We start from the raw sequence: 26349 nt of genomic DNA, 5'->3' as shown, positions 1-26349 counted from the left end.
CGCCAGCAACGGCGGCCAACTCGCGGCCCTCAGGGGCCGCGCTCGAGCGCGCCAGCGCTCCTACAACCCAGCCGCGAGCCGGGTGCCCTGGTTGATCGCGCGCTTGGCGTCCAGTTCGGCGGCCAGGTCGGCGCCGCCGATGAGGTGGAGGTCCACGCCCGCCGCGCGCAGCGGCTCTTCGAGTTCGCGCACCGATTCCTGTCCGGCACAGATGATCACGTTGTCGACCTCGATCACGCGCGGGTTCTCGCGCTTCTCGCCGAAGCTGATGTGCAGGCCCGCGTCGTCGATGCGGTCGTAGTTCACGCCGCCGATCTGCTCGACGCCCTTGGCCTTGAGGGCCGCGCGGTGCACCCACCCGGAGGTTTTGCCGAGGTCTTTGCCGAAGGGGGTCGACTTGCGTTGCAGCAGCACCACATCGCGGGCCGCGGGGGAGGGCTTGGGTTCCTTGAGCTGGCCGGGGGCCTGCTCGTTGTCGGAGTCGACGCCCCACTCCTCTTTCCACTCGTCGAGCTTGAGCGTGGGATGTCCTTCGACGGTGAGGTATTCGCTCACGTCGTAGCCGATTCCGCCCGCGCCGATCACCGCCACCTTCTTGCCGACCGGCTTCTCCTGCTTCACCAGTTCGGCGTAGGAGAGCACCATCGGATGGTCGATGCCGGGGATGTTGGGGATGCGCGGGCGCACGCCGGTCGCCAGGATCACCGAGTCGTACTTGCCCGCGATCAATTCCTCGGCGGTGACCCGCTTTTCGAGATGCAGTGTGACGCCGGTGAGTTCGATCTTGCGGCGGAAGTAACGAATCGACTCGTCGAATTCCTCCTTGCCGGGAATGCGGCGGGCGATGTCGAACTGACCGCCGATCTTGTCGTCGGATTCGAACAGGTCGACGTGGTGTCCGCGCTCGGCCAGGCTCACCGCCGCCGACAGCCCGGCCGGACCCGCGCCGACGACCGCGATTCGCTTGGCTCGGCGCGTCGGCAGCAGGTTGAGCGTGGTTTCGCTGCCCGCGCGCGGGTTGACCAGGCACGACACCTTCTTGTTGCCGAAGGCGTGGTCGAGGCAGGCCTGGTTGCAGGCGATGCAGGTGTTGATCTCGTCGGTCCGGTCCTGCATGGCCTTGTTGGCCCATTCGGCGTCGGCCAGCAGCGGGCGGGCCATGGAGATCAGCGCCGCGTCGCCGCGCGTGAGGATCTCCTCGGCGATCTCGGGCATATTGATCCGGTTCGAGGCGCAGACCGGGATGTTCACCGTGCGCGCGATCTTCGCGGTGAACTCCACGAACGCCGCGCGCGGTACCGAGGTGACAATGGTGGGCACCCGTGCCTCGTGCCAGCCGATATCGGTGTTGAGGATGTCGACGCCGACGGCTTCCAATTCCTGTGCCAGGGCGACGATCTCGTCGAAGGTCTGGCCCTTCTCCACGAGTTCGGCCATCGACAACCGGAACACGATGATGAAATCGGGGCCGACTTCCGCGCGGATGCGGCGGGCGATCTCGACGGGTAGCCGACGCCGGTTCTCCGGTGAGCCGCCCCACTTGTCGGTGCGCTTGTTCACCCGCGGTGCGAGGAACTGGTTGAGGAAGTAGCCCTCACCGCCCATGATCTCGCAGCCGTCGTATCCGGCGAACGCGGCCAGTCCCGCGCAGCGCGCGTAATCGTCGATGGTGGCTTCGACGCCCTTCGACGACAGCGCGCGAGGCTTGAACGGGTTGATCGCGGACTTGATCGCCGAGGCGGAAACGCTGGTCGGCATGTAGGAGTAGCGACCCGCGTGCAGGATCTGGATGGCGATCTTGCCGCCTTCGGCGTGGACCGCCTTGGTGATCGTGCGATGCCGGTAGGCCTCGGTCTTGTTGGTGAGCTTGCCGCCGAACGGCAACAGCCAGCCGGTGCGGTTGGGGGCGTAGCCGCCGGTGATGATCAGGCCGACGCCGCCGCGGGCGCGTTCGGCGAAGTAGGCGGCCAGCTTGTTGGTGTCCCAGGCGCGGTCTTCCAGACCGGTGTGCATGGAGCCCATGACCACGCGGTTGCGCAGCGTGGTGTGGCCGAGGTCGAGGGGTTCGAACAGATGGGGATAGGCAGTCATGGGCGGTCGTCACCTTTTCGCGGTCGCAGGGCCTGCAGTACTTCGTCGCACCATTCGAGGTAGCCGGACTCCGCGCGGATGCCCCCGCGAAGTACCAGATACTGGTGCAGATCGGTGCCGGAGAGCTGGTCCGGCACCGGGAAGAATTTCTTCTCGCTGAGGCGGTACTCGTCGAGGCGCTGGGCGTGCTGGCCGCGATGGCGCTCCACCTCGGCGCAGACGGCATCGATGTCGCCGTACGCGGCGGCGCGGATCTTCACGCCGAGTTCGTCGCGGGCGGGAGTGGCGTCGGTGGGCTCGGCGAGCCAGCGCGCGATCTCGGCCCGACCGGCCGGTGCTACCGAGTACACCTTCTTGTCGGGTTTGCCCTGCTGGTTCACCGATTCGACGGTGACCCAGCCGGACTCCTCCATCCGCTTGAGTACCCGGTAGATCTGCTGATGGGTGGCGCTCCAGAAGTAGCCGATCGACTTGTCGAAGCGGCGAGCGAGCTCGTAGCCCGACCCTGCCCGCTCGGTGAGCGAGACCAGTAGCGCGTGCTCGAGTGCCATGGCACGAGAGTATCCGGAACGCTGGGTACTATGCAACCAGGTTCATATGAATTGACGGCGCGGATGCAATAGACGGCGAGGGTGGCGGTTCGCCGTTACTCTTCGGCCTATGACCGAGGTGAACGCGGCCGACACCGTCGGCGAGGCGGCCGGACGCGGGCAGGTGCTGGCGTGGGGACTCTGGGACTGGGGGTCCTCGGCGTTCCAGGCCGTGACGCTGACCTTCGTCTTCTCGGTGTATCTCACCGACAAGGTGGGCGAGGACCTGCCGGGCACGACACCGGCCAGCGCGTGGCTGGGGTGGGCGCTGGCCGGGGCGGGGCTCATCGTCGCGCTGACGGCGCCGGTCTGCGGGCAGTACTTCGACGCGGTCGGCTCCCGTAAACGGGCCTTGGCGACCCTGACCGCGCTGACGGTCGGCGCGATGTCGCTGATGTTCTTCGTCCGCGACGACTATCACGATCTCTGGCTCGGCCTGGCGCTGCTCGCGTTCGCCTCGGCCACCTTCGAGCTCGCCGGCGTCCCCTACAACGCGATGATGCGGCAGGTGTCGACCCCGGCCACCGTTGGGCGGGTCTCCGGATTCGGCTGGGCAATGGGCTATTTCGGTGGCATCGTGCTGCTGCTGATCTGCTACGCGGGATTCCTCGCCGGCGACGGCGACACTCGCGGATTGCTCGCGATGCCCACCGATCAGGGCCTCAATGTCCGGCTCGTCATCGTGCTCGCGGCGGTGTGGTTCACGGTGTTCGCGCTGCCGGTGCTGTTCGCGGTGCCGGAGATGCCGCGTACCGGCGCCGACCCCGGCGCGGCGAAGGTCGGCTTCCTCGGTTCGTACCGGGTGCTCGTGCGCGATGTGCGCGAGCTGTGGGGTCAGGATCGGCACACGGTGTACTTCCTGCTGGCCAGCGCGGTGTTCCGGGACGGGTTGGCCGGGGTGTTCACCTTCGGCGGCGTGCTCGCGGTGACGGTGTTCGGGTTCGCCGACGCCGATGTGCTGCTGTTCGGGATCGCCGCGAACGTGGTCGCGGGTGCGGCTGCTGTCGTGGCCGGGCGCTTCGACGACCGGATCGGGCCCAAGCGGGTGATCGTGGGGTCGCTGGTGGGGATGCTCGGGTGCGGTTTCGCGTTGCTGCTGGTGTCGGGCTCGACGATGTTCTGGATCTTCGGGCTCGCGCTCACGGTGTTCGTCGGTCCCGCGCAGGCCTCGGCTCGATCGTTCCTGGCGCGACTCGCACCGCCGGGCCGGGAAGGTCAGCTGTTCGGCCTGTACACCACCACCGGTCGTGCGGTGTCGTTCCTGGCGCCCGCCCTGTTCGGTGTGTTCGTCTCGATCTTTCACAGTGACCGCGCCGGCATTGCCGGACTTCTCGTCGTGCTGGCGGTGGGCCTGCTGGTGCTGCTTCCCGTGCGCGCGCCCTCGCGCGCGATATCCGCCGATATGTGACACCTCACCGGTGAGGTGTCACACAGTTGTGTGTACGCCCGTACTCTGAGTTCACTCCGCGTTCTTGGGTACCCAGCCCGCGATACCCAATGCGATCAGGCGCATCTGCATAACGGTGCGCTCCACGATCGCCGATTCCTCACGGGGGGTGGACGCGACGAACCCAGCGATACCGTCGGTCACGGTGGTGACGAGTAGATCCGCGGCGATCTCGAGCTCGGCGGTGCTCCACGAATCCAGTGCACGCAGGCGCGACAGATCGGCGACGATCTCGCGCACGATCAGCTGCATCTCCATCGCGATCGCCTGACGTAGTGGTGCGGGGCCACCGTGACGCTCGCGAATGAGGAAACCGAACAGGGCGCGTCTGACGCGAACCTGCTCGAAGACGAAGCGGACCGTATCGGCCAGATGCGCGTCCGGTTTGCGTCTGACCTCGCGCAATGCCAGCCGCAACGCGGTGACGCCCTCGTCGACGATGGTCGCGCCGAGATCGTCGAGCGAGGCGAAGTGGCGGTAGAAGGCAGTCGGCACAATGCCTGCCGAACGGGCGATCTCACGCAGGCTCAGCGCCGCGAATCCGCGCTCCGAGGCCAGTGTCAGGGTGCCGTCGAGCAGGGCTGCCCGGGTATGCGCTTTGCGCTCATTGCGGGTTCCTGCCTGCTCAGTCACATCGGTGAGCATACATCCGTTCACCATAGCGGCCTTCGTCATGATGTTGTCCGCCTCACATTATTGCCGGTTGACAGTGGCCCGGGGTCATCGGGCACACTGGTGAGTGTACAGACGTGCACTGAAATTTGAAGCGCACGCCGAGGGACTTCTCGAAGGGGCAACGCGACATGGTCGGACTGATCGATCTGGTGCAGACGTTGACGACGCCGCATCCGCTGGACCGGTACCTGGAACTCGTCAATCCCGGGCTCACCGCCCGGGAACTGCGTGCCGAAGTCACCCATGTCTCGCACGCGGTGCCCGGCTCGGTGACGCTCACCCTGCGCGCCTCGCGGCAGTGGCGCGGACATTCCGCCGGGCAGTACGTGCAGATCGGCGTCTCGATCAACGGCGTGCGCCACACCCGCTGCTACTCGCCGATCGACCCGGAGAGCCGCGGCGAGCGCTACCTGCAGCTCACCGTCAAGGCGCACCCGGGTGGGCTGGTGTCGAACTACCTGCACGCCAACGCCGAGCCCGGCATGGTCGTGGACCTGGCGCCCGCGGCCGGTGTCTTCCACCTACCGCAGCGGCGGCCCGACAAGGTGCTGCTGGTCAGCGGCGGCAGCGGCATCACGCCGGTACTGTCGATGCTGCGGACCCTCGACGCCGAGGGATACACCGGGCAGGTCACGTTCCTGCACTACGCCCGTCAGCCCGAGATGGTGCCGCATCGGGCGGAGCTGTCCTCGATCGCGCAGCGTCGCGCCAACTTCCGCATCGAATACCGCTACCCGGTCGAACCGGGCACGGTGATCGACGGTGAAACCTCCACCGGCAGTGGCTTCTTCGACTATGACGAGCTGGAGCGGGTCGCGCCCTGGTTCGCCGACGCGCAGACCTTCGTGTGTGGGCCGCCGCCGCTGATGCGCGCGGTGCACACGATCTTCGAGGCCGAAGGTCTCCAGGATCGGGTGCTCAGTGAGGAATTCACGCTCACCACGGTCCCGACCGATCCGGCCGAGGCCACCGGCACCGTCACGTTCTCCGGCAGTGACGTCGCCGCCGACAACACCGGAGCGACGCTGCTCGAGCAGGCCGAAGCATCGGGCCTGACGCCGGAATACGGCTGCCGCATGGGGATCTGCTTCTCCTGCACCGCGACCAAGGTCTCCGGCTGCACCCGCAACATCCGTACCGGCGAACTCGACGCCGAGCCCGACAAGCAGATCCAGGTCTGCATCAACACGGCTGTCGGCGACGTCGACATCGCACTGTAGAACGACACCGAAATACCAGCAAGGGGAGATACAGCCATGACGATTCTCACCGAAGGCAAAGACGGTCCGGTCATCCTGAGCCCGGAGCAGGTCGAAGAACTCGGCGCCGCGCTCGACGCGATCCGCGCCCGCGTCGTCGATGATCTCGGCGAACGCGACCGCGACTACATCTACAACATCATCAAGACCCAGCGTGGCTTCGAGATCGCCGGCCGCGGTCTGATGTACCTGGGTTTCCTGCCGCCGTTCTGGCTGGCCGGCGTCGCCGCGCTCGGTGTGTCGAAGATCCTCGACAACATGGAGATCGGCCACAACGTGATGCACGGCCAGTACGACTGGATGCGCGAGCGCGGCATCAACTCCCGCGAATTCGACTGGGACACGGTCTGCCCGGCCGACCAGTGGAAGCACTCGCACAACTACATGCACCACACCTACACCAACATCGTCGACATGGACCGCGACATCGGTTACGGCATCCTGCGCATCGATGAGGCGCAGAAGTGGAACCCGTACTACCTGGGTAACCCCCTCTACGCCTTCCTGCTGATGACCTTCTTCGAGTGGGGCGTGATGGTTCACGACCTCGAGGCCGACAACATCGTCAAGGGCAAGCGCAAGTGGTCCGACCTCAAGCCCCTGCTCAAGGGTCAGGGCAAGAAGGCGGGCAAGCAGGTCCTCAAGGACTACGTGATGTTCCCCGCGCTGACCGGTCCGCTGTTCCTGTCGACCCTGGCGGGCAACGCGGCGGCCAACCTGGTGCGCAACGTGTGGACCTATTCGATCATCTTCTGCGGTCACTTCCCGTCGGGTGTGCAGACGTTCTCCAAGGAGGAGACCGAGGTCGAGACCCGCGGTGAGTGGTACGTGCGTCAGATGCTCGGCTCGGCCAACATCAACGGCTCGCGGCTGTTCCACATCATGTCGGGCAACCTCTCGCACCAGATCGAGCACCACCTGTTCCCCGATATCCCGGCCAACCGGTATCCGGAGATCGCGCCCGAGGTGAAGGCGCTGGCCGAGAAGTACGGCCTGCCCTACAACACCGGTCGTTTCTCCAAGCAGATCGGCTCGGTCTGGGGCAAGATCTTCAAGCTCGCGCTGCCCGATGGTTTCACGAAGAGTGACCCCAAGCCCGGTGTTATCGTTATGCGAAATCAGCCGGAAACCTCCACGGTGAGCGGGTAAATGGTCGGGAAATTCGAAAGCAACAAGGATCTGGTCCAGGAATTGACGGCGTCCGGTGCGCAGCGGGTGGGCAAAATCGCCTCGCTGATCACCGGGACCGTCGCCGAGGTCGCGCGTGAGATCGGCGAGTTCGTCACCGATGCGATCGAAATGCGCGAAGCCGCGGCGGCCGCTCGTCGCGATGCCGAGCGGGATGCGTCTTACGTCGAAACCGAGACCGAGTTCGTCGACCTCGACGCGCCGGTAGCGGACGACTTCGGCGCGCGGGCCTCGTTCGCGGAGCCGACCGCGAACGACACAGCCCCGGCGGACGGCGTCGAAGCCCCGGCCGTAGACGACAAGGTCAAGGGCGAGCAGCCCTGATCCTCACCACACCGGCAACCGCCTGCGGTGTTCGGTGACATCGGTGATCAGATCCCGGTAGCCGTCGGTCAATTCGGCAAGACGACACCACTGCAGATGGGTGCGAGCCTCCCGCTGCCGTGGTGTCGTCGTCGTGTGCGCGGGTCCTGCCATGGCCTGCTGGGCGAGGATCCATTTCGCGGCCATCCGGTCGATCACCGCGCCCAGGGTCTCGGTGTGCAGCGAAGCGCCGTCACGGTGTTCCACATGGGTGGCGACCCAGTTGTCGATGCGGGCGATCAGCGCGCTCCTGTCGTGGTCGATGTCGTCGACCAGGCGCGCGCACGCCGCGCCGGTGCTGCTGGACGCGGCGGGGTCGCGTGCCTGTTCCAGCACCCGGCGCCGGCGATCGTGGCAGCTCGCGAGCCCGCGGGCGGCGTCGAGCACCCGGTGGGGCGTCGGGTCGGGGTGGTCGGTTTCCAGAAAGGCCCGAAACAGTGCCGCGGGAGTGGGCAGCTGTGCGGCATCCAGACGATGGCCGTGGTCGATCGGCATGGGCACACCCCTGATAGCGCTGTTGTCCATGGATACGCCGGAACCGGGGAGGATGTGTGTGGGGGTGCACTCCCCGGCACCGACGTAGACCCGCCCGGACGTCGACAAAGGTCCGCGACGCTGCGGGTGGAGAAGACGGCCCGGGGAAAACGGGACCCATTCAGGAAAGCGCGATTCGGTACCGACGCGCAATAGCATGGTGGACAAACCCGGCGGTCGGCGAGAATTGTTATCCACCATTACGCCCGGGTCTCCCCATGAGCACTCCCCGGTAACCGCGACGGCGCATTCGGCGGCGATCATCACGGCGCGAAATGGACTAACCTCGATAATTGTGCCCGCCTACGTGTCCTCGCCCGAGCTGACCTTCGGGTTCCTGTTCGCCCTCGAAGCCCCGGAGGCCATCGCCGATGTCGTGCGCGGCCTGATGGAACGCCGTGCGGTATCGGTGTTCCGGCTCGCGCGCCTGTCCGACGACGACGGCCCGCCCGAGCGTTATGTCGTGAACTGGGCTGCCATCCCGCAGATTTCGATCACCACCGGCGCCCCCGACGACGAGGAACTACGCGCGCAGCGGATCATGCTGGTCAACGCCTTCCTCGGGGAGGGCGGCGAGGTGAGCATGTACGCGGGAAACCCGGACGCCCCGAGCTGAATTCAGCGGGTGGACTCGTAGATCCGGCGAACCACGTCTTCGATATCGGGTTCCTCGATCGACAGATCGCGCACCTGCGCCCGGTCCGACACCGCCGCCAGTAAAGCCGCCGCGGTGGTCTTCTCGGCGTCGAAGGCCAGTCGTTGGCGCATGCCGCCCGCCTCACTGGACAGTAACTGCGCCCCGCACGGCAGATCGTCGAGATCCTCTGTGGGAGCGGCCAGGTCCACCGCCAGCACCCGGCGCGCGCCGACGGTGGCGCCGAGCCCCGTCAGTGAACCGTCGTACACCAGCCTGCCGTAGTCGACCACGAGCACTCGGTCGCAGAGTCGTTCGATATCGCCCATATCGTGGGTGGTGAGCAGCAGCGTGGTGCCTCGCTCGATCCGTTCGGCGCGCAGGAACTCACGTAATCGCTGTTTGGACAGCACATCGAGGCCGATCGTCGGCTCGTCCAGGATCACCAGCTCGGGCGAATGCAACAGTGCGGCCGCCACTTCCGCGCGCATGCGCTGACCGAGGGAGAGCTGGCGGACGGGAGTGTGGAGAGTGTCGGCCATCTCCAGCTGTTCCACCAGTTCGTGCGTCCGCTTGTCGGCGATATCGGGATCCAGACGGTGGATCGCGGCCAGGATCGCGAACGATTCGTGCAGCGGCAGGTCCCACCACAGTTGCGAGCGCTGCCCGAACACGACGCCGATGCGCGAGGCGAGTTCCTTGCGCTGGCGCACCGGCTCGAGGCCGCAGGTGCGCACGGTTCCGGTGGTCGGCACGAGGATGCCGGTGAGCATCTTGATGGTCGTCGACTTACCCGCGCCGTTGGCGCCGATGTAGCCGACCGCCGAGCCGCGTTCGATCCGGAAACTCATCCGGTCGACGGCGGTGATGGTGTCGCGATGACGGCGCCAGCGGCTGCCGTTCTTGCGGTAGACGGTGAATTGCCGGGTGAGGTCGTCGATGTCGATGATCGGTTCGCGGTGCTCGTGCTCGTGCATCGTTATCCCCCTCCTTCCTGATAATGCCTCGTACCGATCCGCCACGCCGCCGCTGCGAGCAGCCACACCCACGCCGCCGCGAGTGGCGTCAGCCACGCCGACCACGCGGGCAACAGTGGTGGGCCCGGCAGACCGAGCAGGGCGAGCGTCGGCACGTACGCCGTGAACGCGACGGGAATCGCGAACCCGAACAACAGTTTCAGCGGTGTCGGGAACACCGAGGCCGGCTGCATCGCGGCGAACGAACCGCCGTAGGTGAAGCTGTTGGTGAGCTCGGCACCATCTATAAGAAAGAACTGTAGTCCGGCTGCGCATACGAAAAGGCCACAGAACAGGGCTATTCCACTTATCAGGGTGATCACGATCAAGGTAACCGGGGCGATGCCCCAGTCGATATCGTTGCGCCACAGCCCGATCCCGAGCACGATCACCGCTACCGCGGCCCGCGCGAGCCTGCGTAACGAGATGTCGCTGGTCACCAGCTGCAACAGCAATGGTTGTGGGCGAAGGTGATACGCGTCGAGGGTGCCCATCCGGATCATCGACGGCAGTGAATCCAGATGCCCGACCGCGACCTGGGACAGCGCGAACGAGGTGTTGGACAGCCCGAACAGCAGCAGCGCAGCGTCGACATCGAGGCCGCCGAGGTGCTTGACATTGTGAAAGATGACCCACACCTCGGCGAACTCCACCAGCCCGATCAGGAAGGCGCTGAACACCTCGGTGGCGAACGAAAGGCGGTACACCTGCTGTGCTTTCACACGCGAACGCAATACTGCGAGATAGGGGGTGAACCAGGTCCCGGCCAGAATGCGCGCGGAATCCGGTTCAGCCACCCTGTACCTCCAGCCTGCGCTGTCCCGCCCGCAGCAACACCCTGCCGAGCAGTCCGATCACCAACACCCAGAAGCCCTGTATCGCAACGATGATCAAGGCGTCCACCCCTGCGGCCCGCCCGGACAGGGTATCGATCGGGGCCTGCAGGATGGAGGGAAACGGCGTAGACATGGCGATGACACGCAACCAGTCGGGGAACATGTGCACCGGGACGAAAAGCCCGGCCAGGAACGTGCCGACGATCTGGTACAGCACCCGGATGCCGCGGATCTCGACCACCCAGAACCCGATCAGTGCCACCGCGAACAGGCACAGGAACGACAGGGCCACCGCGAGCAGCACACTGATCAGGCCGAGTACGTAGGCCACCGGCGTGCTCGGCATCGACAAGCCGAACGTGGCGGCGCCGATGAGGATGCTCGGTACCCCGCGCGGCAGGATGGTGCAGGCGGCGCGGCCCATATCGGTGGCCAGATAGCCGAGCTGCACGTCGATCGGACGCAGGAAATCGATCGCGACATCACCGGACTTGATCCGGTCGACCAGGTCGATCTGCGGTCCCATGAACTGGGTGGCGCCCAGCAACGCCTGCGACAACCACACGTAGGCCCCGATGGTGCCCTCGTCGTACCCACCGAAATCACCGGCGGCACGCACCGCCGCGACCATCACCGCCGCACGAACGAAGCCGAACACGCAGTTGGTGAACAGCCCGGCGAACATCGCCAGTTTGTATTGCGCCTGCCGCTTGAATCCCGCCCGCGCCAGCGTCCAATACACCCGGAAAGCCCCAGGCTTACGTTGTCGCCGCACCGCGAAGGCAAGCCCACCATCCCCCGCCACATTGCCCCGCACAATCACTCAACTCTAGGCCGGTCGCCCCGGATCAGGACGAGAACGGCGCGGATTGCCGACGCCCGCCGCACACCGGGCTATCGGCACATGCTCAGTCCTTGGGGAAGCCCGTCGCGAACAAGATCGCGATGGCGACCGAGCTGACCACGGAGATGGCAAGGATGATCCACATGGGGCCAAAGATTACCCGGCCCATCGCCCCCTCCCGCCATCGCACCGCCGTGACCGGCATCAGCGCACGTCACGGCGGTGTATGACGGTCAGCGCAACCCGTTATTCGTCGACCACCGTGATCGCGGCGGTGTTGGGGTCGACCTGCGAATCGGAGGGATTCGCGTCGGACTTCACGGTGATGCGTGACTTGTCGATGCCGCTGCTCTCCAGCTCGGCCGCGATATTGTCACCGCGGGCCTCGGCCAGGGATTTGGCCGTGCCGGTATTCGAATCCTCGGCGTAGGTCGTGATCTCGATTTTGGTGTCGTTGCCCTTCAACGGGACCGCTACCGCTTTGAGCGTCGCGGTGGCGACCGTGCTGAGGTCCGAACTCCCGGCGTCGAAGGTGATCGGCGCGGTGGCCAACACCGTGTTGATCGCATCCTGAACCGCCTGCTGCGCGGTGGCGCGCACGGTGCTCATCATCGAGGACGCCGTCGCGGCGGCACTGCTGCGCGCGGTATCGGTCTGGGTGGTCGTGATGGTCGTGGTGGCCGCCGGTGCGGAGGAGTCGTCATCGGAGCTGCACGCCGCGGTCATCAGCACAACTACCGCGATGGATGCGATCCCACAGACGCTGGTGCTGAGTTTCATCGAATTCTCCCTTGCTGGTGAATGCCGGACAGTTGGCCTTACAGAGGGGTCGTGCTTCGCACCGCCTGCCGCGACCAGCGTCACATATCGGCGGTGGGCGCGGCTCACCCGAAATGGGTGAGCCGGCCGCGCCCTGACCCAGGACACGGACTGGTGTCCGAAGTCAGACGAATACGTCGCCATTGCGCTCGTTGTCTCACAGCGGTTGTGGCCGGAGGTAGATTCGGTACGCGGCAAAGGATCAATCGTGTGTGTGGTCGTCGCCGCTACGGCACCGACAAGCCGTCAGGTAATACATCCGAGCCACACTGCGAGGTGCAAAAACCTATGACACCGGATGAACTCATGGAAGAGGCTTGCAGGCTGGCGAGAGAGTCTGTCGACAATGACTGGGGCGGCCCCTTCGGTGCCGTCATCGCCAAGGACGGGGTGATCGTCGCGCGCGGGCAGAATCGCGTGCTACTCACCGGTGACGCCACCGCGCACGCCGAGATAGAAACCATTCGCAAGGCATCCCAGGTGCTCAACGGCCAGGGTCCGAGCATTTCCAAAGAGCACCAGAACGAGTCGACGCTCGAATTGGTCCCGCGACCCGAAGGATCGGTCGACAAGGTTCCCGAACGCGCGAAAATGTTGATGGGAATGGAGATATACATCAGCGGCGCACCCTGCCCCATGTGTATGAGCGCGATCTACTGGGCGCGACTCGACGCCGTGCATTTCGCGAGCGACCTGGCCGACACCAGCGAAATCGGTTTCGACGACGCGTATCAATACGAGGACTTCACGCGACCACTGCCCGAACGGTCCGTGCGAATCGAACAGTTCCGCAGGGATCTGGGCGCCGAAGCGTACAAGAGCTGGGCCGAAAAGGCCGACAAGCACCCGTACTGACATGGCGGCCGCGAAAGCTCCGCCGCCGCGACCCGCCGCGGCGACGGTGGTCATCACGCAGCAGCCTCGCGTCGGTCGCGAGGTCGAGTTCCGGCGGTGGCAGGCGGAAGTGAACGACGCCGCTGCGGCGTTCCCGGGATTCCTCGGCGCTGACGTGACGCCGCCGGGTGACGCGCAATCCGACTGGTCGGTGGTGTATCGGTTCGACGACATCGGCAACCTGAAGCGCTGGCTCGCCAGCGATACGCGCCGCGAACTGCTCGCCCGGGCAACCGAACTCTTCGAGCAGCCCTCGACTCAGCACGTACTGGTCGATGAGCCGGACGACGAGATAGTGACCGTCGTTGTCTCGCACCCCGTCGCGGCCGACCGGGAGACGGAATTCATCGCCTGGCAGGACCGCATGACCGAGGTCGAACGAACATTTCGAGGCTTTCGCGGATCCGGGCTGCATCGGCCGATTCCCGGCGTGCAGGCCGACTGGACGATCATCTATTCCTTCGCTTCGGCCGAGAATCTCAACCACTGGCTCGAATCGCCCCAGCGCAAAGCGCTGCTCGAGGAAGCACCGGACTTCCGCGACTTCGAGGTCCACCGCATCGCCAACCCCTACGGGTCGTGGTTTCCGCCGAGCGAGACCGGCGAGCAAGGGGGGCCCGCATCGTGGAAGACGGCGCTGTCGGTGCTGGTCGGGCTGTATCCGACGGTCGTGATCCTCACCGTGGTCATCGCCGAGATCTGGCCGGGCGCGCAACTGTGGATCAGCCTGTTGGTCGGCAATATCCTGTCGGTCAGTCTGCTGACCTGGGTGGTGATGCCGATCGTCACCCGTGCGCTGGGATTCTGGATGCGACCGGTCCCACGCCCCGATCCTCGCACCGACCTGGTCGGGCTGGCCTGCTCGGTGGGTTTCCTGACCGTCGCCGCGATCTTCTTCTATTTGGTGACGCGGGTGTTCTGGACTCTTCCGTGACGCGACAGCAAGGAATCATTTCGACATAGGCACCCTGCGAAGAAGGCTCCTGACCGGCAATATGTGCAGGTCAGGAGCCATGTGCGCCCCCGGCAGGAATCGAACCTGCGACCTAGGGATTAGAAGGCCCTTGCTCTATCCAACTGAGCTACGGAGGCAGTCGCATCAACCTTGGCCGAAGTCGGCCACGCTGTCCAGCTCGAAAAGTATAGCGACCGACCGGATCGGCGAGCGCAGGATCGGGTGAGCGCCCCATCGGGGGGTCGCCTGGCACGTCGAACTACCCTCGTTGTCATGTCGTTATCGCCGGAACCCGCCGCTGGACCCGCTGTCGACGGCGGATCGTCGGCGGAATCGGGTTCGGCGGCGCCATTCGGTGTGCTCAGCGTTGTGGCCGGGTGCATCGCCGCGGTGGTCGCGGCGATGGTGGTCGGGTTGTCGGCGGCGCACGCGCTCAGTTTGCTCGGTATACCCGATCCGGGGGCGTTGACAACATATGGATTGCCCGCGTTGCGCGCGGTGGCCGATCTGGCTGCCGCGATGACCGTCGGGTCTCTGCTGTTCGCGGCGTTTCTGCTGCCTCCGCGTGACGGCGGTCTGCTCGAGGTCGGCGGCTATCGGGCGGTGCGCCGGGCTTCCGACGCCGCGCTGGTGTGGGCCGCGAGCGCGGCGTTGTTGGTGCCGTTGACGGTGTCGGATACGACCGGTCAGCCGGTGAGCGCGCTCTGGCGACCCGAAGAGCTGTGGCCGGTGATCACACAGGTCGAGGTCGCGGGCGCGTGGCGGACAACGGCGGTGTTCGCGCTGATCCTGGCGATCGGCTGTCGGTGCGCGTTGCGCTGGGGCTGGACGCCGGTGCTGCTGGTCGGCGCGTTGGTGACCATGATGCCGCTGGCACTGACCGGGCACTCGTCCGCCGGTGGTTCCCACGACGTGGCGACCAACTCGCTGATCCTGCACATGGTGTCGGCTTCGGTCTGGGTCGGCGGGCTGATCGCGGTGCTGGCCCACGCGATGCGCGGTGGGGTGAATACCGATATCGCCGCCCGCCGGTTCTCGGTGGCCGCCACCATTTCGATCGTGGTGATCGGTCTCAGCGGTGTCGTCAACGCCTGGGTCCGGGTGCCCCCTGCCGACCTCTTCACCACCACCTACGGCAGGCTGGTGCTCGCGAAAGCGGCCGCGCTGCTGGTGCTCGGCGTCATCGGTTACCTGCAGCGACGGGCGTCGTTGCCCGCGCTGGCCGCCGATCCGCGCGATCGCGGCGCGCTCATCCGTTTCGCCGGGGTGGAGATGCTGATCTTCGCGGCGACCATCGGCCTGGCAGTGGGGCTCGGCCGCACCCCGCCACCGCCGCCCACCGCGGTGCCGACACCGGTCGAAGTGGAGCTCGGCTACACCCTCGCGGGCCCGCCGACCGTGAGCCGCCTGCTGTTCGACTGGCGCTTCGACCTGATCTTCGGAACGCTGGCGATCGTGCTCGCCGCGCTCTACCTGCTCGGCGTCTACCGGCTGCGCAAGCGCGGCGATGCCTGGCCGCTCGGGCGAACCATCGCCTGGTGCAGCGGCTGCCTGGTGCTGTTGCTGGCGACGTCGTCGGGGGTCGGGCGCTATTCGCCGGCGATGTTCAGCGTGCACATGGGCGCGCACATGGCGTTGTCGATGCTGGCGCCGATCCTGCTCGCCCTCGGCGGCGCGGTGACCCTGGCGTTGCGCGCGCTGCCGCCTGCGGGTCGCGGTGGTGTGCCGGGGCCGCGGGAATGGATTCTGGCGGCTGTGCACAACCCGGTCTCCCGGTTCCTCACCCAACCCGTGGTGGCGTCACTGATCTTCGTCGCCGGGTTCTACGCGCTGTACCTGGGCGGGATCTTCGACACCTATGTCGACTCGCACGCCGCCCACCTGATGATGAACACGCACTTTCTGCTCAGCGGCTACCTGTTCTACTGGGTGGTGATCGGGATCGACCCCAAGCCGCGCGAGGTCGCGCCGCTCACCAAGCTCGCGATGGTGTTCGGCACGCTGCCGTTCCACGCGTTCTTCGGCATCGCGCTGATGAGCATGACCACCGTGCTCGGCGACTGGTTCTATCGCACCCTCGACCTCGGCTGGAACATCGACCTGCTCGCCGACCAGCGCAACGGTGGCAGTTTCGCCTGGGCCAGTGGTGAGGTTCCGCTGGTGGTGGTGATGCTCGCCCTGCTGATCCAATGGTCGCGCAGCGACACCAAGCTGGCCAAGCGCACCGACCGGGCCGCCGACCGCGACAACGACGCCGACCTGACCGCCTACAACGCGATGTACGCCGAGCTGGCACGGCGTGACGGTGAGGTCCGCCGGTGAGCGGATTCGGTGTGCCGTCGAGCGAATCGACCGAGCGAGCCGAACCGGCGCGGGTACTGCGCACCGATGTGCGGGCGGCCCGGCGGCGCCTGGCCGGCCGGGTGCGCAAGACGCCGGTGTTCCACACGAGTGTGGACGGACCGGACGGCCCGGTGGCGGTGTCACTGAAAATGGAGTTCCTACAGCACGGCGGCACGTTCACAGTGCGTGGCGCGCTCAACGCCCTACTGTCCGCCGACAGCGGCGCCGACCGGGTGGTTGTCGCCTCGGCGGGCAACGCGGGCATCGCGGTCGCGCTGGCCGCGGCACAGCTCGGCATGGAGTGCACGATCGTCGTGCCGGAATCCGCCCCGCACACCAAAGTAGCCGCGATGTGGGCGCACGGCGCCGAAGTGCTGTGGCACGGAACGACGTACGCCGAGGCGCAACGTCGGGCGCGCAACCTGGCCACCGAGCGCGGGGCCGAGCATCTGCACGCCTACGACATGCCCGCCGTGGTGGCGGGCGCCGGGGTGATCGGGCTCGAACTGGAAGAACAGGTGCGTGGCAGACCGCCGGTGCTGGCCGCGGTCGGCGGCGGCGGGCTCATCGCGGGCCTCGGGGCCGCGCTGGGCAAGCGCAGGGAGATCGTCGGCATCGAGTCCGAGCACATTCCGGTGCTCTCGGCGGCGCTCGCGGCGGGGGCGCCCGTCGATATCGCCGGGCCCGCGCACGCCACCGAGCTGCTGTGCACCACCAGGGTCGGTGATATCGCCTTCGATATCGCCCAGCGGCACCGGATGTCTACGGTCGCGGTGGCCGACGACGCGGTCGCCGCCGCCCGCGAGTATCTCTGGCGTGAGTTCCGGGTGGTGGTCGAGCTCGAAGGCGCCGCCGCGCTGGCCGCCGTGCAGAGCGGTGTGTACACACCGGAGCCCGGTGTGCGCCCGATCGTGGTCCTGTGCGGGGCGAACACCGAGCTTCCCGTGCTCTGACACCGACGTTGTTCACAACCGACTGATTCATCCACAGATTCATCGCGCGCCCCCCGCACCACCGTTCGACAGGCCATTCTTGGGTGGTCAGAGCGATTACGGTGGATTCGAGCGGGGGCGAGCACGATGTACGAAGCGCACACGACGGTGATCGGGACCGTCATCACACATCCGATGCGGCGCGATCTCAGCAACGGCGAACAGATGCTGACGTTCCGGATGGCGAGCAATTCGCGGCGATTCGACGCCACATCGGGGGAGTGGACCGACAACGGCACGTTGTATCTCACGATCTCGTGCTGGCGCAGGCTGGTGTCAGGGGTGGATCGATCGTTGCACCGCGGCGATCCGGTGATCGCCTACGGGCAACTCCGCTCGCACGAGTACCGCGGTAAGGACGGAACCGAGCGGCGGGATCTGGAGATGCGCGCGGTCGCCGTCGGGCCGGATCTCGCGCGATGCCACGCGAACGTTATTCGCCGGTCCGAGGGCCTGCGATCGCTGCCACACGCGGTGGTGCGGAATATTTCCGAGCCCCGCGACGCTGTGCCGGCGAAGGCCGACGACGCTGCCACCGGGTATGCGATGGCCGAACCCGTTGCCGTAGCCTGTACGACCGTGGCGGATCCTCTCCCCGCGCGATCGCCGGACGTGGTGTCGAGCACCACCGGTGCTGAGCAGGTCGACGCATGAGGGTCGTTTCCGCGGCACTCGTCCCTTCCCCATCCCGTCCCTGTTTCCCCCACCGATAGGCTTCCGCGTATGGCTGAGTTCATTTATCAGATGATCAAGGTTCGCAAAGCGCACGGCGACAAAGTCATCCTCGACGACGTGTTCTTGAACTTCCTTCCCGGCGCCAAGATCGGTGTTGTGGGTCCCAACGGCGCGGGTAAGTCCAGCGTGCTGAAGATCATGGCGGGGATCGACCGGCCCAACAACGGCGAGGCGTTTCTGGGTGCCGGCGCCACGGTCGGCATCCTCATGCAGGAACCCGACCTGAACGAGGAGAAGACCGTCCGCGGCAACGTGGAAGAGGGCCTCGGCGAGGTCAAGGTCAAGCTGGATCGGTTCAACGAGATCGCCGAACTGATGGCTACCGACTACTCCGATGAGCTCATGGACGAGATGGGCAAGCTCCAGGAGTTCCTCGACCACGCCGACGCCTGGGATGTCGACTCCCAGCTCGAGCAGGCCATGGACGCGCTGCGCTGCCCGCCGCCGGACGAGCCGGTCACCAATCTCTCCGGTGGTGAGCGTCGCCGCGTCGCGCTGTGCAAGCTGCTGCTGAGCAAGCCCGATCTGCTGCTGCTCGACGAACCGACCAACCACCTCGACGCCGAGTCCGTGCTGTGGCTCGAACAGCACCTGGCCTCGTACCCGGGCGCGGTGCTGGCCGTGACACACGACCGGTACTTCCTCGACAACGTGGCCGAGTGGATCCTCGAGCTCGACCGTGGCCGGGCCTACCCGTACGAGGGCAACTACTCCACCTACTTGGAGAAGAAGGCCCAGCGACTCGAGGTCCAGGGCAAGAAGGACCAGAAGCTGCAGAAGCGGCTCAAGGACGAACTGGCCTGGGTGCGGTCCGGCGCCAAGGCCCGCCAGGCCAAGAACAAGGCTCGACTCGGTCGCTACGAGGAGATGGCGGCCGAGGCCGAGAAGCACCGCAAGTTGGACTTCGAGGAGATTCAGATCCCCGCGGGTCCGCGGCTGGGTGACATCGTGGTCAACGTGTCGAACCTGGATAAGGGCTTCGGCGATCGTCAGCTCATCAAGGATCTGTCGTTCACGTTGCCGCGCAACGGCATCGTCGGCGTCATCGGACCCAACGGCGTCGGCAAGACGACGTTGTTCAAGACCATCGTCGGTCTCGAATCGGCCGACAGCGGTGAGGTGAAGGTCGGCGAGACGGTCAAGCTGAGCTACGTCGACCAGAACCGCGCGGGCATCGACCCGAAGAAGAACGTCTGGCAGGTCGTTTCCGAAGGCTTGGACTTCATCCAGGTCGGCAGCCAGGAGATGCCCTCGCGGGCCTACGTCAGCGCGTTCGGCTTCAAGGGCCCGGATCAGCAGAAGCCGGCGGGGGTGCTCTCCGGTGGCGAGCGCAACCGCCTGAATCTGGCACTGACGCTCAAGCAGGGCGGCAACCTGATCCTGCTCGACGAGCCGACCAACGACCTCGATGTGGAAACCCTCGGTTCGCTCGAGAACGCGCTCGAGCAATTTCCTGGCTGCGCCGTCGTGATCTCCCATGACCGGTGGTTCCTCGATCGCACCTGCACCCACATCCTGGCGTGGGAGGGCGACCGCGACAACGATGCGAAATGGTTCTGGTTCGAGGGCAACTTCGAGGCGTACGAGGCGAACAAGGTCGAGCGTCTCGGCGCCGAAGCTGCTCGCCCGCACCGTGTTACGCACCGCAAGCTGACGCGCGACTGATACGCGCGGCCTGTACGACGGCCCGGTGGAACGATCTGTGAACGGTCGTGCCACCGGGCCGTCGGCGTTGTGCGGCCCGGTGCCCCCAGGCGTTCATCCAGCATTCGCCAAGTTACCGGCGCGGCAAGCCCGAATTGCCTCAGCGTGTTCAGCTACCCGCAGCTAGTCTCGAAAATGCGTCACCTGTGTTGCGAAATCGAAGCGAACCACAATCCATGGGAGTGGGCTAAACGATGACGGTCTCGTCGGAAATCTCCACTGCGGCGTGGGCCGCGGGAATGCCGCGGAGCTTGCGCGGCGATCTCGGGGCTCTCGAGGAGGCGTACTTCCGACACGTCGATACCGGTGACGCGGACTTCCCGATTCCCGGAATCACGCAGATCTTCCGGCACCACATGGAATTGGCCGCCGTGCGGATGCCGGGTAGGGCCGGCGTGCGGGTGCACCATCCCGACGACGGGACCGGGATGGGCGCCGCGGTTCAGGTCGTCACCGACGACATGCCGCTACTGGTGGATTCGCTCACCGCGGCGCTGGGTCGGATGCAGGTGAGCGTCTCCGAGGTGATCCACCCGATCTTCGAGGTCGTCCGCGACGAGCACGGCCACCTCACCGGAGCCTCGGCCCATGAGGTGGACGGTCACAGCGCGACCGGGCTCACCGAATCGTGGATGCACTTGCAGCTGCACCCGTCGACCAGCCGGGCCCAGCTCGATCACATCGAGCGCACCATGCCCCAGGTGATCGACGACGTCCGTCAGGTGATCGACGACACCGAGGCGATGGCTCGGGTGCAGAGCTCGCTCGCCGACACGCTCGACCGGTTCGCCGCCGGGTCCACTCCGTTCCCCGACATCGAAGTGGCCGATTGCGCCAAGCTGCTGCGCTGGCTGGCCGCGGGTAACTTCACCCTGCTGGGTTATGCCCGCTACCGTCGTGGCGTCGAGAACGGTCACACGGTGTCCACCGTGGTACCTGGTGCGAGCCTGGGTGTGCTCCGGCCCGATGTCGGTACCGATTTCCGAGTGCCCATCAACGGTGAAGACCGCCCGTTGCTGCTGCTCACCCGGGGCCTGGTGCGCGCGACCGTGCACCGCTCGGTGTACCCGTACTTCGTTGGTGTCGCCGATGTCGACAAAACGGGCGCCGAGGTGGGCGTGCACCTGTTCATCGGGGTGTTCACCGTCAGCGCGGTGCACGAGAACGTGCTCGACATCCCGGTGATCAACCGCCGGGTGCGGACCGCGATCGAGGGCGCCGGGTTCGACAAGGACTCCTTCTCCGGGCAGGCGATGCTCGAGGTGATCGAGTCGTTCCCGCGCACCGAACTGTTCTCGGCCGACACCGAGACCATGCGCCGCACCGCCGTCGCGGTGCTCGGTGTCGGCTTGCGCAGGCAGGTCCGACTGTTCCTGCGCAGCGATGGCTACGGCCGTTTCGTGGCGTGCATGGTGTATCTGCCGCGCGATCGCTATACGACCGCCGTGCGTCTGGAGATGCAGGAGATTCTGGTCGCCGAACTCGGCGGCGTCGATATCGACTACTCGGCGCGGGTGAGCGAAAGTGAGCTCGCCAGTGTGTATTTCACGGTGATGATGCCCGCGGAAGCCACCGGCCAGGCCCGCCCCGACACCTCCGAGGGCAACCGGCTGCGTCTGCAGACCCTGCTCAACGCGGCCAGCCACACCTGGGACGACCGGATCGACGACGCCGTTGCCTCGTCCACTGTGCTCGATCCCGCTGTGGTGAAACGGTATTCGGAGGCGCTGCCCGAAAGTTACAAAGAGGATTTCGCGCCCGCCCGCGCGCTGGCCGACATCGTGCGCCTCGAGCGACTCACCGACGGCGGCATCGGTCAGCACCTCTACCGCAGGCCTGAGGCGGCGCCCGGTTCATGGCGGTTCAGCCTCTACATCGCCGGTTCCGGTGTCTCGCTGAGTCAGGTGCTGCCGGTCTTGCAGAGCCTGGGTGTCGAGGTGGTCGACGAACGGCCGTACGAGCTCGAATGCGAGGGCACCGCCGAGCGATGGATCTACGATTTCGGCCTGCAGGCCCGGCCGGAGCTGCTGCGCAACGCACTCGGCGGCGATCTCGACGCCGCACTGCTCGAAGCCCCCGGTGATCTCGACGCCCTCCGAACCCGGTTCACCGATGCCTTCGAGGCAGTTTGGTACGACCGGGCCGAAGCCGACGGTCTCAACGAACTCGTCCTGCGTGCCGGCCTGCCGTGGCGTTCGGTCGCGATCCTGCGCGCGTACGCGAAATACCTGCAGCAGGCCGGATTCCCGTACTCCCAGGTCAATATCGCTCGCGTGCTGCTGGCCCATCCGGAGGTCGCGCGCGATTTCGTCGATCTGTTCGCCGCTCGCTTCGACCCGGACACCGTGTCCGTCGAGGTCGCCGTCGAGCTCGAGCAGCGCGTGCGGGCCGGGATCGATGAGGTGGTCAGCATGGATGCCGACCGCATCCTGCGCGCCATTCTCGGCCTCATCAAGGCGACCCTGCGAACCAACAACTACGTCCTCGACGCCGATGGTCGCCCGCGCGACTACCTGGCGCTGAAGGTCGAGCCGCGCGAGATCGCCGAATTGCCCAAGCCGCGACCGCAATTCGAGATCTTCGTGTACTCACCGCGGGTCGAGGGCGTGCACCTGCGGTTCGGCTCGGTGGCGCGTGGTGGCCTGCGCTGGTCGGACCGGCTCGAGGACTTCCGCACCGAGATCCTCGGCCTGGTCAAGGCGCAGGCCGTGAAGAACGCGGTGATCGTGCCGGTCGGCGCCAAGGGTGGTTTCGTGGTGAAACGTCCACCCGCCTCGATCGGGGACCCGGCTGTCGACCGTCAGGCGAGTATCGCCGAGGGCATCGCCTGCTACCGCACCTTCATCTCCGGGCTGCTCGATGTCACCGACAATGTCGACCTGGCCACCGGCGCGGTGCTGCCGCCCGATCGGGTGGTGCGCCGCGACGGTGACGACACCTACCTGGTGGTCGCCGCCGACAAGGGAACCGCCAGCTTCTCCGATATCGCCAACGATGTCGCCACCAGCTACGGCTTCTGGCTCGGTGACGCCTTCGCCTCCGGCGGCTCGGCGGGCTATGACCACAAGGCGATGGGCATCACCGCAAAGGGTGCGTGGGAAGCGGTCAAACGCCATTTCCGCGAGATGGACATCGACACCCAGAGCCAGGAATTCACCGTGGTCGGGGTCGGTGACATGAGCGGTGACGTGTTCGGCAACGGCATGCTGCTCTCGCCGCATATCCGGCTGGTCGCCGCGTTCGACCACCGGCATATCTTCCTCGACCCGAGCCCTGACGCCGCGAGTTCGTTCACCGAACGTGAGCGGTTGTTCGCACTGCCGCGATCCTCGTGGGCCGACTACGACCGGAGCCTGATCAGCGAAGGCGGCGGGGTGTTCGAACGGACCGTGAAGTCGGTGCCGATCTCGCCGCAGACACGCAGCGTGCTCGGTCTGCCCGATTCGGTGCAGACGCTCTCGCCGCCGGAGCTCGTGCGCGCGATTCTGCTGGCGCCTGTGCAACTGCTGTGGAACGGCGGCATCGGTACGTATGTGAAGGCGAGCACCGAATCCAATGCCGAGGTGGGTGACAAGTCCAACGATGCGGTGCGCGTCGACGGAAATCGGTTGCGGGTCAAGGTGATCGGTGAGGGCGGCAACCTGGGCGCCACCGCGCTCGGCCGGATCGAGTTCTGCCGCGCGGGCGGCAAGATGAACACCGACGCACTCGACAACTCCGCGGGCGTCGACTGCTCCGACCATGAGGTCAATATCAAGGTCCTGCTCGACGGCGTGGTCAGCGCGGGTGGCCTCGCGCCCGCCGACCGTAATCCGCTGCTGGCCTCGATGACCGACGAGGTCGCTCGAATGGTGTTGCAGGACAACGTCGATCAGAACACTCTGATCGGGATCGCCCGTACCGACGCGCCCCAGATGCTCAATGTGCACGGCCGCGTGATCGCCGACCTCGAACAGCGACGCGGCCTCGACCGTGAGCTCGAAGCGTTGCCGTCGACTGCCGAGTTGGCCCGTCGGGGTGAGGAGGGCACCGGGCTCGCCTCGCCCGAACTGGCCAATTTGCTCGCGCACGTGAAGCTCGGACTCAAGGCCGACCTGCTCGATACCGACCTGCCCGACAGCGCCTATTTCGCGAGCAAGGTGCCCCAGTACTTCCCGACGCCGCTGCGGGAGCAGTACGGTGCCGCCATCAAGAAGCATCGGCTGCGTCGCGAGATCATCACCACGATGATCGTCAACGAGGTCGTCGACTACGGCGGCATCACCTACGCGCATCGGCTCAACGAAGAGGTCGGCGCCACCACCACCGATACGGTGCGCGCGTTCGCCGCGGCCACCGAGATCTTCCAGCTCCACGACGCGTGGTCGCGCATCCGCGGCGCCGACGCCCCCGCCAGGGTCTGTGACCTGCTGGAACTGGAGTCGAAGCGGACGCTGGACCGGGCATCGCGGTGGTTGCTGAGCAACCGGCCACAGCCCATCGCGGTCGGTGCCGAGATCAACCGCTATCACCGCCGGGTGCAGGAGCTGGCGCCGCAGGTGCCGGGCTGGTTGCGAGGCCACCATGTCACCGCCCTCACCCAGGGCGCCGCCGAGCTGATCGCCGACGGCGCGTCGACCGACCTGGCCACCGAGGTGTTCGGGCTGCTCGGACTGTTCCCCCTGCTCGACATCGTCGATATCGCCGACATCACCGATCGCGACGGCACCGAGGTGGGCGCGCTGTACTACGCGCTCAACGATCATCTCAAGATCGACTGGTTGCTCGAGGCGGTGAGCCACCTCGAACGCGGCGACCGCTGGCACGCGCTGGCGCGGCTCGCCCTGCGTGACGACATGTACGGTTCGTTGCGTTCGCTCACCCTCGACGTGCTGTCCGCGGGTGACCCGGAGGAAACTCCCGATGAGAAAATTGCATACTGGGAGTCGAAGAATCAGTCCCGGCTCGGCCGTGCGCGCGCGGCACTGTCGGAACTGTTCGAGTCCGGGACCCACGACCTCGCCACACTGTCGGTTGCCGCGCGACAGGTGCGGAGCATGGTGAGCGGGGTGGGCGCCCAATCGGAGGTACCACGGTGACGAGTTCGCCGAGCGGCAACACCGCCACGCCCACACCGGAGCTGGTGTTGCCGCAGCGTTTTCACGCGAAGGTCGAGATCCGCTGGTCGGACATGGACGTGTTCCAGCACGTGAATCACGCTCGGATGGTGACCCTGCTGGAAGAGGCGCGGATTCCGTGGCTGTTCGACGACGACAAGCCGACGGCGTCGATGGGGCGACAGGGATGTGTGCTGGTCGACCTGCATGTGAAGTACCGCGGGCAGTTACGCCACGAGGACACCCCGCTCGACATCGCCATGTGGGTCGAACAGCTGCGCGCGGTTGATTTCACCATCGGCTACGAGGTGCGGGCCAATGGTGCGGCCCCCGATTCGCCGCCCGCGGTCATCGCGAGCACTCAGCTCGCCGCGTTCGACATCGACACCCAGCGCCTGCGCAGGCTCAGCGAGTCCGAACGCGACTACCTGGCACTGTGGCGGGCTTGATCGCGTGAGCTCCGAGCAGCGGGTGCTGTACACGCCCGACCCGGCCGAACGCGAGAACCTGGCCACCTTCCTCACTCGTGCCCTCCGTCTCGACCCGGCCGCTGTCGTCCGGTTGCGGCGGAGGGGTTCCAGTCTCGTATCCGCCTGGGTCGCAACAGGGTTCGAGACGCTGGCGGTGCGCACGATCACCGCCGAACTCGGTGTCGACGATGTCACCGTCGGTGCGGACTCGGTCCTCGCCGGGCTGGGCACCGGTCACCCGGTCGATCTCGGCTATTCGATGGACTCGGCGTGGCGTGGCGCGTTGCCGCCGACGGACGGGTTCGCTCATGTGGAGGATGTTCCCGCGCGGGCTCTGGTCGAACTGGCCGAACGCGGTGCCGACGTCGCCCGGGAACACGGCGGTGCGCATGGGCCGCCCGCGTCGTTGCTCGACCAGTCGGTGCTCACTGTCACCGGTGCGGGCGATCTCCAGGTGCAGGTGCCGATGCGGGTGGTATTCGCCCTCACCGCGATGGATTTCATTCCGCATGCGGGGGACAAGGCGGAGTCGCGTCGGATTCAGCCGTCGGAGCTGGTGCGGGTGCGGGCTACCCGGACGTGGTTGCGATTGGATGCGCGATACGGGTCCGTCGCGCGGCGACTGGGTGGCGGGATTCCCTTGTCGCCCAGTTGAGTTCGGTGAATCGGAGTTTCCCGCCCCCGGTCATAGGATTTCGGGGCGGGAGCGTGGCCAGCGCCCGGCCATGGTTACCTCCGAGATCGCCAACGGCGGGCGCCTGTGGCTGCAGACGCGGGCGGTCTGCGCGTCTCGGGTAGACGGCGGAATGAAATCGCTCAGCGGTCAAGTGCCTGCCGATGAGGCGCGGCAGTGCGGTGGTCGTG

At 66.4% G+C, this 26349-nt stretch carries 23 protein-coding genes and 1 tRNA gene; 14 read left to right on the top strand and 10 right to left on the bottom strand.

Going from position 1 to position 26349, the window contains the following annotated elements; genetic code table 11:
* Positions 1–60: 60 nt before the first annotated feature.
* Both NA12_RS26225 and NA12_RS26220 read right to left on the bottom strand, forming a co-directional pair.
* Positions 61–2091 carry an NADPH-dependent 2,4-dienoyl-CoA reductase gene (locus tag NA12_RS26225; protein WP_067456891.1) on the bottom strand — a complete coding sequence of 677 codons (2031 nt, stop codon included), beginning with the start codon at positions 2089–2091 and terminating at the stop codon, positions 61–63.
* Positions 2088–2642, bottom strand: coding sequence for a PadR family transcriptional regulator (locus NA12_RS26220; RefSeq protein WP_067456888.1), 555 nt, complete (start codon positions 2640–2642; stop codon positions 2088–2090). The genes NA12_RS26225 and NA12_RS26220 overlap by 4 nt, the downstream gene beginning before the upstream one ends.
* Positions 2643–2751: 109 nt before the next feature.
* On the opposite strand from NA12_RS26220, the gene NA12_RS26215 reads away from it, so the two are divergent.
* Positions 2752–4089: an MFS transporter gene (locus tag NA12_RS26215; RefSeq protein ID WP_067456884.1), complete on the top strand. Its 1338-nt coding sequence runs from the start codon at positions 2752–2754 to the stop codon at positions 4087–4089.
* A 51-nt stretch (positions 4090–4140) separates the two neighbouring features.
* On the opposite strand, the gene NA12_RS26210 is transcribed toward NA12_RS26215, so the two are convergent.
* Positions 4141–4788 carry a TetR family transcriptional regulator gene (locus NA12_RS26210; RefSeq protein ID WP_067456917.1) on the bottom strand — a complete coding sequence of 216 codons (648 nt, stop codon included), beginning with the start codon at positions 4786–4788 and terminating at the stop codon, positions 4141–4143.
* A 143-nt stretch (positions 4789–4931) separates the two neighbouring features.
* Here NA12_RS26210 and NA12_RS26205 point away from each other — a divergent pair, with 143 nt between their 5' ends.
* The 3 genes from NA12_RS26205 to NA12_RS26195 are packed head-to-tail and all read left to right on the top strand — an operon-like array spanning position 4932 to position 7574.
* The gene (locus NA12_RS26205) at positions 4932–6023 is read left to right on the top strand and encodes a ferredoxin reductase (RefSeq protein WP_067456881.1); all 1092 of its coding nucleotides are present in this window, start codon (positions 4932–4934) and stop codon (positions 6021–6023) included.
* 36 nt (positions 6024–6059) lie between these two features.
* Complete coding sequence (locus NA12_RS26200; RefSeq protein ID WP_067456878.1) at positions 6060–7211, top strand: fatty acid desaturase family protein; 1152 nt, start codon at positions 6060–6062, stop codon at positions 7209–7211.
* The gene (locus tag NA12_RS26195) at positions 7212–7574 is read left to right on the top strand and encodes a hypothetical protein (protein ID WP_067456874.1); all 363 of its coding nucleotides are present in this window, start codon (positions 7212–7214) and stop codon (positions 7572–7574) included. It begins immediately after the preceding gene.
* A 3-nt stretch (positions 7575–7577) separates the two neighbouring features.
* Here the strand turns inward: NA12_RS26195 and NA12_RS26190 are convergent, their stop codons facing one another.
* On the bottom strand, positions 7578–8108 hold the full coding sequence (locus tag NA12_RS26190) for a DUF4254 domain-containing protein (RefSeq protein ID WP_067456914.1): 531 nt from the start codon (positions 8106–8108) through the stop codon (positions 7578–7580).
* 334 nt (positions 8109–8442) lie between these two features.
* Here NA12_RS26190 and NA12_RS26185 point away from each other — a divergent pair, with 334 nt between their 5' ends.
* Positions 8443–8763: a hypothetical protein gene (locus NA12_RS26185; protein ID WP_067456872.1), complete on the top strand. Its 321-nt coding sequence runs from the start codon at positions 8443–8445 to the stop codon at positions 8761–8763.
* Positions 8764–8765: 2 nt separating this feature from the next.
* Here the strand turns inward: NA12_RS26185 and NA12_RS26180 are convergent, their stop codons facing one another.
* The 5 genes from NA12_RS26180 to NA12_RS26165 all read right to left on the bottom strand — a co-directional run bounded on the left by NA12_RS26180 (position 8766) and on the right by NA12_RS26165 (position 12257).
* Positions 8766–9758 carry an ABC transporter ATP-binding protein gene (locus NA12_RS26180; RefSeq protein ID WP_067456869.1) on the bottom strand — a complete coding sequence of 331 codons (993 nt, stop codon included), beginning with the start codon at positions 9756–9758 and terminating at the stop codon, positions 8766–8768.
* A 2-nt stretch (positions 9759–9760) separates the two neighbouring features.
* The gene (locus tag NA12_RS26175) at positions 9761–10594 is read right to left on the bottom strand and encodes an ABC transporter permease (protein ID WP_067456867.1); all 834 of its coding nucleotides are present in this window, start codon (positions 10592–10594) and stop codon (positions 9761–9763) included.
* Entirely contained in the window at positions 10587–11375 is a 789-nt protein-coding gene (locus NA12_RS26170; protein WP_067456864.1) for an ABC transporter permease, read from the bottom strand. The genes NA12_RS26175 and NA12_RS26170 overlap by 8 nt, the downstream gene beginning before the upstream one ends.
* A 166-nt stretch (positions 11376–11541) precedes the next feature.
* Positions 11542–11682, bottom strand: coding sequence for a hypothetical protein (locus tag NA12_RS33875; RefSeq protein ID WP_157106416.1), 141 nt, complete (start codon positions 11680–11682; stop codon positions 11542–11544).
* 41 nt (positions 11683–11723) lie between these two features.
* Entirely contained in the window at positions 11724–12257 is a 534-nt protein-coding gene (locus NA12_RS26165) for an OmpA family protein (protein ID WP_067456862.1), read from the bottom strand.
* Positions 12258–12506: 249 nt separating this feature from the next.
* On the opposite strand from NA12_RS26165, the gene NA12_RS26160 reads away from it, so the two are divergent.
* Positions 12507–13151 (top strand): nucleoside deaminase, encoded by a 645-nt coding sequence (locus NA12_RS26160; protein ID WP_243655087.1) that lies wholly within the window; start codon positions 12507–12509, stop codon positions 13149–13151.
* 1 nt (position 13152) lies between these two features.
* A complete protein-coding gene (locus NA12_RS26155; protein WP_067456856.1) occupies positions 13153–14124 on the top strand; it encodes an antibiotic biosynthesis monooxygenase in 972 nt (323 codons plus the stop codon).
* Between the two features lie 84 nt (positions 14125–14208).
* Here the strand turns inward: NA12_RS26155 and NA12_RS26150 are convergent.
* A tRNA-Arg gene (locus NA12_RS26150) sits at positions 14209–14282 on the bottom strand.
* 136 nt (positions 14283–14418) lie between these two features.
* Between NA12_RS26150 and NA12_RS26145 the strand changes: the two genes are divergently transcribed.
* From NA12_RS26145 to NA12_RS26115, 7 genes are all read left to right on the top strand, one after another.
* Positions 14419–16467 carry a bifunctional copper resistance protein CopD/cytochrome c oxidase assembly protein gene (locus NA12_RS26145; protein WP_067456853.1) on the top strand — a complete coding sequence of 683 codons (2049 nt, stop codon included), beginning with the start codon at positions 14419–14421 and terminating at the stop codon, positions 16465–16467.
* Positions 16464–17441 carry a serine/threonine dehydratase gene (locus tag NA12_RS26140; protein WP_243655086.1) on the top strand — a complete coding sequence of 326 codons (978 nt, stop codon included), beginning with the start codon at positions 16464–16466 and terminating at the stop codon, positions 17439–17441. Before NA12_RS26145 ends, NA12_RS26140 begins: the two co-directional genes overlap by 4 nt.
* A 126-nt stretch (positions 17442–17567) precedes the next feature.
* On the top strand, positions 17568–18134 hold the full coding sequence (locus tag NA12_RS33300; protein WP_084473107.1) for a single-stranded DNA-binding protein: 567 nt from the start codon (positions 17568–17570) through the stop codon (positions 18132–18134).
* Between the two features lie 69 nt (positions 18135–18203).
* On the top strand, positions 18204–19880 hold the full coding sequence (gene ettA, locus NA12_RS26130; protein WP_067456851.1) for an energy-dependent translational throttle protein EttA: 1677 nt from the start codon (positions 18204–18206) through the stop codon (positions 19878–19880).
* Between the two features lie 233 nt (positions 19881–20113).
* Positions 20114–24997, top strand: coding sequence for an NAD-glutamate dehydrogenase (locus NA12_RS26125; protein ID WP_067456848.1), 4884 nt, complete (start codon positions 20114–20116; stop codon positions 24995–24997).
* Positions 24998–25038: 41 nt separating this feature from the next.
* Positions 25039–25464 carry an acyl-CoA thioesterase gene (locus tag NA12_RS26120; protein WP_067456907.1) on the top strand — a complete coding sequence of 142 codons (426 nt, stop codon included), beginning with the start codon at positions 25039–25041 and terminating at the stop codon, positions 25462–25464.
* Positions 25465–25468: 4 nt separating this feature from the next.
* Positions 25469–26140: a DUF8185 domain-containing protein gene (locus NA12_RS26115; RefSeq protein ID WP_067456845.1), complete on the top strand. Its 672-nt coding sequence runs from the start codon at positions 25469–25471 to the stop codon at positions 26138–26140.
* The last annotated feature ends 209 nt before the right edge of the window (positions 26141–26349 follow it).

Source organism: Nocardia alba NBRC 108234 (assembly GCF_001612665.1).
GTDB lineage: Bacteria > Actinomycetota > Actinomycetes > Mycobacteriales > Mycobacteriaceae > Nocardia > Nocardia alba.
The sequence above is the reverse complement of the archived record's forward strand: the minus strand, read 5'-3'. Positions and strand labels throughout refer to the sequence as shown.